Here is a 7,518-nt window from a genome sequence, read left to right on the forward strand (position 1 = left end):
GCCTGGGCTTATCGATTCAGTTCACAAGTCAGCGTGCATTACCCGCGTGCGGTGGTGTTTGAAATCGAGTCCAGCCTGGGATTGTTCGGCGCCTGGCCGCAATTCGAGGCGCGGTTGCGGACCGAACTCGGCGAGTTGGGGTTTCGCCATCGGATTGTTGCCGCGCCCAACCCGGTGGCCGCACGGGTGCTGGCCAACGCGTATGACGGTCTGGTGGTGCCCGACGATCAAGCCTTGCAACATCATCTTGGGCAGCTGTCCATCGACCGGATCGGGCTGGAAACCAGCGTTGCCACCGCGTTATCGCGCATGGGGGTGCGCACGTTGAGTCAGGTTCAGGCGTTGCCTCGCCATAGCCTGGCCCGGCGTTTCGAGGCTCAGGTGCTCAAGCATCTGGACGCCTTGCTCGGGTTACGGCGGCTGGCGCTGGCGTTCTACTTGCCGCCGGACCGGTTCGATGTGCGCATCGAGCTCAACTTCGACGTGCAGTCCCATCAGGCGCTGCTGTTTCCGTTACGCCGGCTGACCGGTGACCTGTCGGCGTTTCTTTGCGGTCGGGACAGCGGCGTGCAGCGTTTTGACCTGCATTTGGAGCACGCCGGGTTGCCGGACACCGTCATCAAGGTCGGCCTGCTCAGCGCCGAACGTGATCCGGCGATGCTCTTTGAACTGGCCCGGGGGCGGTTGGAGCACGTCCAGGTCGAGGCCCCGGTGCGCGGTTTTCGCCTGCGCGCCGAAGACTTGCCGGCCTTCGTTCCCCAGCGCCATGAGCTGTTCGACGACCGCCCGCAGCAGTCCTTGCCGTGGGAGCAACTGCGCGAACGCTTGCGCGCGCGGTTGGGAGAGGACGCTGTGCAGGGCTTGCGGTTCCAGGCCGATCACCGGCCGGAATGCGCGTGGCAGGCCAGTGTCGACAGTCAGCGCTGTGCAGGGCTGCCTGCCGTGCAACGTCCGGGTTGGCTGCTGACTGAACCGCTGGCGGTGCACGAAGGTTCGACGCGTATCCTGATGGGCCCGGAACGCATCGAGTCCGGTTGGTGGGACGGCGCCGATGTGCGCCGCGATTACTTCCTGATCGAAACCCGTTCCGGCCAGCAGGGCTGGGCCTATCGTGCGGTCGGAGAGGACGGCCCGTTGTGGCTGCAAGGCTGGTTCGCATGAGCATCGACTATGCCGAGCTGCATTGCCTGTCGAACTTCAGTTTTCAACGCGGTGCTTCCAGTGCCCTCGAACTCTTTCAGCGGGCGAAAAAGCAGGGCTATCAGGCCTTGGCGATCACCGATGAATGCACCCTGGCCGGTATCGTCCGCGCCTGGCAAGCGGCCAAAGCCGTGGAGCTACCGCTGATTATCGGCAGCGAAGTGCGCATCGAGAACGGTCCGAAACTGGTGTTGCTGGTGGAAAACCTCGAGGGCTACCAGACCCTGTGCCGACTGATTACCCGAGCGCGGCGCCGCACGCAGAAAGGCCAGTATCAAGTGCTGCGGGAAGACTTCAGCGAACCCTTGCCGGGGCTGTTGGCGCTGTGGGTGCCGGACGCTGTCGATGACGTTGAACAGGGCCACTGGCTGAAGCAGACCTTCGCCGAACGCCTGTGGCTGGCCGTCCAGCTACATCGCGGCCAGGACGATACACGACGGCTGGCTGCGCTGTTGACCCTGGCAAGCGAACTGCGAATCCCGGCAGTGGCCAGCGGCGATGTGCACATGCACGCTCGCGGCCGGCGCGCCTTGCAGGACACCATGACCGCGATCCGTCATCACGTGCCCGTGGCGGAGGCCGGGCTGCGTCTTCATCCCAATGGCGAGCGGCATGTGCGCAGTCTCGCTGCTCTGCAATCGATCTACCCGCAAACACTGCTCGACGAAACGCTGAACATCGCCCGGCGCTGCACCTTCGACCTCGGTCAGTTGCGTTATCAATATCCCCGGGAGTTGGTCCCTGAAGGCCAGACAGCCACATCCTGGCTGCGGCATCTGACCGAAGAGGGCATCGCGTGGCGCTGGCCAAAAGGCCCGCAGGCCCAGGTGCTGACGCAGATCGACAAGGAACTGGAGCTGATCGCCGAGCTGGGCTACGAAAGCTATTTCCTGACGGTTCACGACATTGTGCGATTCGCCCGTGAGCAAAAAATTCTGTGTCAGGGTCGTGGTTCGGCGGCCAACTCGGCGGTGTGCTTTGCCTTGGGCATTACGGAAATCGATCCGGATCGCACCACGCTGTTGTTCGAGCGTTTTCTCTCCAAAGAGCGCAACGAACCGCCGGACATCGACGTCGATTTCGAACACGAACGCCGCGAAGAAGTCCTGCAGTACGTGTTCCAGCGTTATGGCCGGACCCGCGCGGCGTTGACGGCGGTGGTCAGCACGTATCACGCGGCCGGCGCGGTGCGTGATGTGGCCAAGGCCTTGGGTTTGCCGCCGGATCAGATCAACGCCCTGGCCGATTGCTGTGGCCACTGGAGTGATGCAACACCGCCCGTGGAACGCCTGCTTGAAGGCGGGTTCGATCCCGAGAGCCCGGTGCTGCGCCGGGTGCTGAGCCTGACGGGGCAGCTGATCGGTTTCCCCCGACACCTGTCCCAGCACCCCGGCGGTTTCGTGATTTCCGAGCAGCCTCTGGACAGCCTGGTCCCAGTGGAAAACGCCGCCATGGCCGAGCGCACCATCATCCAGTGGGACAAGGACGACCTCGATGCCGTCGGGCTGCTCAAGGTGGATATCCTGGCGTTGGGCATGCTCAGTGCGATCCGCCGCTGTTTCGATCTGTTGCGCCGTCATCGCCATCGGGACCTGAGCCTGGCGACGATCCCGTCCGAAGACTCGCAAACCTACGACATGATCGGCCGTGCCGACACCATCGGCGTGTTCCAGATCGAGTCCCGGGCGCAGATGTCGATGCTGCCGAGGCTCAAACCCCGGACCTTCTATGACCTGGTGATCGAGGTGGCGATCGTCCGTCCGGGGCCGATTCAGGGCGGGATGGTGCATCCGTACCTGCGACGCCGGAACAAGGAAGAACCCGAGGTCTATCCGTCACCGGCACTGGAAACCGTGCTCAAGCGCACGCTGGGTGTGCCGCTGTTTCAGGAACAGGTGATGCAGATTGCGATTGTCGCCGCCGACTACAGCCCCGGCGAGGCCGATCAGTTGCGCCGCTCCATGGCCGCCTGGAAACGCCACGGAGGGCTCGAACCGCACAAGGATCGCCTGGCCGCCGGGATGAAGAAAAACGGCTACACGGCCGAGTTTGCTGCGCAGATTTTCGAGCAGATCAAAGGCTTCGGCAGTTATGGTTTCCCCGAGTCCCACGCCGCCAGTTTCGCCTTGCTGACCTACGCCAGTTGCTGGTTGAAATGCCACGAGCCGGCGGCCTTCGCCTGTGCGCTGATCAACAGCTGGCCCATGGGTTTCTACAGCCCGGACCAGATTCTGCAGGACGCACGCCGGCATCATTTGCAGATCCGCCCGGTGGACGTGCGCGCCAGTGACTGGGATTGCAGCCTCGAACCGATCACCGGTGCCCAGCCGGCGATCCGTATGGGGTTGAGGATGATCAAGGGCTTTCGCGAGGACGATGCCCGGCGCATCGAATCCGCACGGTCGAAGGGGGCGTTTATCGACATTGCCGACCTCGGCGAACGGGCGCGGCTCGATGCCCGTGCCCAGGAGCAACTGGCTGATGCCGGTGCACTGCGCGGCCTGGCGGGTGACCGTCATCGGGCGCGCTGGGAAGTGGCGGGGGTGCAGAAACAGCTCGGCTTGTTTGCGGGTCTGCCGAGTCAGGAGGAGGGCGCGGTGTCGTTGCCCAAACCCACCGTTGGCGAGGACCTGCTAGCCGATTACAACAGTGTCGGCACCACGCTCGGCCCGCATCCGCTGGCGTTGTTGCGGGGTGAATTGAAAGCCCGGCGCTGCCGCAGTTCGAAGGAGCTGCTGGAGGTTGAGCATGGGCGACCGGTCAGCGTCGCCGGGCTGGTAACCGGTCGACAACGCCCGGGCACCGCCAGTGGCGTGACCTTCGTCACCCTTGAAGATGAGTTCGGCAACGTCAACGTCATTGTCTGGCGCGACCTGGCCGACCGGCAGCGCCAGGTGTTGGTCGGCTCGCAATTGCTCAAGGTCGACGGGCGCTGGGAAAAGGAAGGCGAGGTGCGGCATTTGATTGCCGGACGGTTGAGCGACCTGAGTCCATTGCTGGATGGCATCAGCGTACGTAGCCGCGATTTCCGCTGATCTGTGCCTATACAACACCCTCTGTAGCAGCTGTGTAGGAGCTGCCGAGTGAAACGAGGCTGCGATCTTTTGACTTTGCTTTTTAAAAACAAGATCAAAAGATCGCAGCCTCGTTTCACTCGACAGCTCCTACAGATGTGTGTTTGCCAATCCACTGACGCCAATAAAAATTAAACACTGTCCTCCGTGGTGGCACTTTGGCATAATGCCGGCCGCCGACGTCCCGCACGTCGATTGTCGATTTGATTCCCCCTCCCTTTTTCGCCGCTGCAACCCGCAGTGGCTGGCTATTGCCGTGCCGGGATAAACCGTTTTTCAAAAGGAATGCACAGTGAGAATGATCTCTCGGATGTTGGTATCGGCGGCAGCGGTTGCCGTCTTGGGCGCGATGGCCGGGTGTGCGACCGAAAGCTCGCGCGCCTTGCCGGTAGAAAAGGTCGAAAGCGCCAGCCTCGCTTATGCCGGTATTCGCGTACCCATGGCGGTCGGCAAGTTCGACAACCGCTCGAGCTACATGCGTGGGATCTTCTCCGACGGTGTGGATCGCCTCGGCGGTCAGGCCAAGACCATCCTGATCACTCACTTGCAGCAAACCAACCGCTTCAGCGTGCTGGATCGCGACAACATGAGCGAGATCCAGCAGGAGGCCGCGATCAAGGGCCAGTCCCAGCGCCTCAAGGGGGCTGACTTTGTGGTCACCGGTGATGTCACCGAGTTCGGCCGCAAAGAGACTGGCGATCACCAGTTGTTCGGCATTCTCGGTCGCGGCAAGACCCAGGTGGCCTACGCCAAGGTCAACCTGAACATCGTCAATATCAACACGTCCGAAGTGGTTTATTCGACTCAGGGCGCGGGCGAATACGCCTTGTCCAACCGTGAAGTCATCGGCTTTGGCGGCACCGCTGCCTACGATTCGACCCTCAACGGAAAAGTGCTCGACCTGGCCATGCGCGAGGCGATCAATCGTCTGGTGGACGGCATGAATGCCGGTGCATGGAAACCGGGCAACTGATCAAGGTCGATGACAAGGAGCGGTACAAGCATGTTCAAGATGTATGCGAAATGGGCGCTGATGGCGTCGACCGTGCTGGTCAGTGGCCTGTTGGCCGGCTGCAACAGCGGCCCGAAAACCCTTTACCAGTGGGAAAGCTACCAGCCGGAAGTCTATGAGTACTTCAAGGGTGAAGAGCCCAAGGAAGCTCAGGCCGAAGCACTGGAGCGCGACCTGCAGAAGATCAGGTCCACCGGCAGGACACCGCCGCCTGGCTACCACGCTCATTTGGGGCTGTTGTACCTGAGCATGGGCAAGGACGATCAGATGGTGCAGCAATTCAGAACCGAGAAGACGTTGTTTCCCGAGTCGACGCCGTACATGGACTTTCTGCTTAAAAACGCCAAGACCGGAGACACCCAATGATCGCGCGCTCATTGAAACTGATGGCCGGGCTACTGGCGCTGGCGGTACTCGGCGGTTGCGTCAGTCCCAAGACCGTGGACTATTCGGCATACAAGCAAAGTCGTCCGAAAACCATTCTGGTGCTGCCGCCGCTGAACAACTCGCCGGACGTCAAGGCGTCCTACAGCCTGTTGTCGCAGGTCACGTACCCGTTGGCTGAAGCCGGTTACTACGTGCTGCCGATCGCCCTGGTCGATGAGACGTTCCGCCAGAATGGCCTGACCACGCCGGCGGATATCCATCAGGCACCGGCCAACAAACTGCAAGAAATCTTCGGTGCCGATGCTGCGCTGTACATCACTGTGACGGACTACGGCACTCGCTACATGATCATCAGCAGCGAAACCGTGGTTACGGCCAGCGCGAAACTGGTGGACCTCAAGAGCGGCACCACCCTGTGGACCGGCTCGGCTCGGGCTTCGAGCGAGGAGGGCGGTAACAATGGTGGCGGTGGTTTGATTGGCATGCTGATCACCGCAGCGGTGAAGCAGATCATCAACAGTTCCACCGACGCCGGTCACCCGATCGCCGGTGTGACCAGCGCTCGGCTGCTGTCGGCAGGACAACCGGCGGGGTTGCTGTACGGGCCGCGTTCGCCGAAATACGGCACTGACTGACCTGCACAATCCTGTAGGCGCTGACGAGTGAAACGAGGCTGCGATCTTTTGATCTTGTTTTTAAGAAGCAAAGTCAAAAGATCGCAGCCTCGTTTCACTCGTCAGCTCCTACAGGGTTTGTGTACGTGGGCAGAGTTCTATTTGGCCTCAGGCCAAAACCGCTCCCCACCCCCCGGCGCATCCGTCCACGCCTGCAACGACCGTGTCGGCAAATCAAAATAATCACGCGTGCGCGCATACCCATGCCCACCCATCCGGCCAATCGCATCGAGCCCGAGCTGATCGATATACAAGGTTTTCGGGTCGATCAATTCATCCCGCACATGGGCCATCAGCACTTCGCCAAAGATAATCTCCCGGGACTGTCCGATGGACAGCGCCATCATTCTTCGACACTCCAAAGCCACCGGCGCTTCCCCGATCCGTGGGCATTTGACCGTGGTGCCGGGAATGGCAGTAAGGCCCGCAGCAGTCAGTTCGTCGAAACCGGGGGCGAACGGCACGGCGCAGACGTTCATGGCTTCCACCAGGGCATCGCTGACGATGTTTACGGTGAATTCCTGGTTGAGCTGGATATTGCGAGTGGTGTCCTTGGGGCTTTGGTCGCCGTAGTTTTCTACGCCCAACGCGAGGATCGGCGGGTCGGCCGAGAGGGCGTTGAAGAAGCTGAAGGGCGCGGCGTTGATCCGGCCTTCGCCGTCGATGGTGGTGACCAGGGCAATCGGCCGTGGCACCACGCTGCCGATCAGAATCTTGTATCTGTCTCGCGGGCTCAATTGGCTGAAGTCGAAGCTTTGCATGGGCAGAATTCTCTAAAGAAGTGGATCAATCGCGCTCAGCGGCGCGTATGCGCTGTAGTCGTCAGCGAACGGGATGGCCGGTTTGAACAGGCCTTTCCAGTCCGGTTGGCCGAAGGCCCGGTCGCTGTGGCTGCGCATCAGTTTTTCGAATTGTTGTTGGGCCTGGCGTTGCAGGGCGGGGTAGTCGACGCCTTGAACCTGACCGTCCTGCATCACGCAGCGGCCGTCGATGTAGCTGGCGATGCAGTCGTCACCGCGCCCGGCCAATACCAGGTTTTTCAGTGGGTCGAACAGCGGCCCCAAATGCAGGCCGCGAAGGCTGAACACCGTGATGTCGGCCTTGGCGCCCGGTGCCAAGCGGCCCAGATCATCGCGACCCAGGGCCTTGGCGCCGCCGAGGGTGGCGGCGT

Annotated in this window: 7 protein-coding genes; 5 read left to right on the top strand and 2 right to left on the bottom strand. The window is 61.7% G+C overall.

Annotated features, from left to right (window positions below):
* The 5 genes from WLY71_RS28615 to WLY71_RS28635 all read left to right on the top strand — a co-directional run.
* Positions 1-1,161, top strand: a 1,161-nt coding sequence (locus tag WLY71_RS28615; RefSeq protein WP_347806243.1) for a Y-family DNA polymerase, incomplete at its 5' end; no start/stop codon positions are given.
* A complete protein-coding gene (locus tag WLY71_RS28620; protein WP_347806244.1) occupies positions 1,137-4,235 on the top strand; it encodes an error-prone DNA polymerase in 3,099 nt (1,032 codons plus the stop codon). The genes WLY71_RS28615 and WLY71_RS28620, both read left to right, overlap by 25 nt.
* Before the next feature lie 337 nt (positions 4,236-4,572).
* Positions 4,573-5,247 carry a CsgG/HfaB family protein gene (locus WLY71_RS28625; protein WP_347806248.1) on the top strand — a complete coding sequence of 225 codons (675 nt, stop codon included), beginning with the start codon at positions 4,573-4,575 and terminating at the stop codon, positions 5,245-5,247.
* A 60-nt stretch (positions 5,248-5,307) separates the two neighbouring features.
* The gene (locus WLY71_RS28630) at positions 5,308-5,652 is read left to right on the top strand and encodes a DUF4810 domain-containing protein (protein WP_405046683.1); all 345 of its coding nucleotides are present in this window, start codon (positions 5,308-5,310) and stop codon (positions 5,650-5,652) included.
* Positions 5,649-6,308, top strand: a complete 660-nt coding sequence (locus WLY71_RS28635) for a DUF799 domain-containing protein (protein WP_347806245.1) — start codon at positions 5,649-5,651, stop codon at positions 6,306-6,308. The genes WLY71_RS28630 and WLY71_RS28635 overlap by 4 nt, the downstream gene beginning before the upstream one ends.
* A gap of 137 nt (positions 6,309-6,445) precedes the next feature.
* On the opposite strand, the gene WLY71_RS28640 is transcribed toward WLY71_RS28635, so the two are convergent.
* Both WLY71_RS28640 and WLY71_RS28645 read right to left on the bottom strand, forming a co-directional pair.
* On the bottom strand, positions 6,446-7,108 hold the full coding sequence (locus WLY71_RS28640; protein WP_347806246.1) for a flavin reductase family protein: 663 nt from the start codon (positions 7,106-7,108) through the stop codon (positions 6,446-6,448).
* Between the two features lie 12 nt (positions 7,109-7,120).
* Positions 7,121-7,518 (bottom strand): amidohydrolase family protein (locus WLY71_RS28645; protein ID WP_347806247.1); only part of this gene is annotated, 398 nt, incomplete at its 5' end.

Origin of the sequence: Pseudomonas rossensis, from assembly GCF_039888995.1 — a bacterium.
Taxonomy (GTDB): Bacteria; Pseudomonadota; Gammaproteobacteria; order Pseudomonadales; family Pseudomonadaceae; genus Aquipseudomonas; species Aquipseudomonas rossensis.

What these genes read in the sequence shown, in the direction of transcription:
- WLY71_RS28625 (WP_347806248.1), top strand. Translation starts at nt 4,573, where the DNA reads ATGATCTCTCGGATGTTGGTATCGGCGGCAGCGGTTGCCGTCTTGGGC.
- WLY71_RS28640 (WP_347806246.1), bottom strand. Translation starts at nt 7,108, where the DNA reads ATGCAAAGCTTCGACTTCAGCCAATTGAGCCCGCGAGACAGATACAAG.
- WLY71_RS28635 (WP_347806245.1), top strand. Translation starts at nt 5,649, where the DNA reads ATGATCGCGCGCTCATTGAAACTGATGGCCGGGCTACTGGCGCTGGCG.
- WLY71_RS28630 (WP_405046683.1), top strand. Translation starts at nt 5,308, where the DNA reads ATGGCGTCGACCGTGCTGGTCAGTGGCCTGTTGGCCGGCTGCAACAGC.